Origin of the sequence: Escherichia sp. KCJ4928 (assembly GCF_004352695.1) — a bacterium.
Lineage (GTDB): Bacteria > Pseudomonadota > Gammaproteobacteria > Enterobacterales > Enterobacteriaceae > ECMA0423.
In genome coordinates, this window is record NZ_SJWV01000696.1 from 1 (window position 1) to 318 (window position 318).

Sequence of the window (318 nt, forward strand, 5' to 3'; positions counted from 1 at the left end):
CCATGTTCAGCGCCTGCACGTTAACGCTGTCTGCTTCCAGCGTCAGAGTCAGTTTCATTGTTTCGCCTCCGGATGCTTCCCCTGGGTAATGTTATTTACCGTTCTGTAATTGTCGCGGGTCATCAGGCCGGTCGCCCTGCGAGCCCGGAGGATATCGATGCTGTTTATTAACTGAGAACGGGTACAGGCATTGAATTCCGGCTGGTCGGTACGCACCAGTGCGTATTTTTCAACAAGAAAGTTCACTGCATCGCACAGTGAAATGCCAGCTTCAATATGCTGCTCAATCACACGTTCATCGGCAAACGGTGTGTCATT

1 protein-coding gene is annotated in these 318 nt (G+C 50.9%); it reads right to left on the reverse strand.

What is annotated here, in order from left to right; all coding sequences use genetic code 11:
- Positions 1–54 precede the first annotated feature (54 nt).
- Positions 55–318, reverse strand: a 264-nt coding sequence (locus E0D98_RS26300) for a TA system toxin CbtA family protein (RefSeq protein ID WP_131891605.1), incomplete at its 5' end; no start/stop codon positions are given.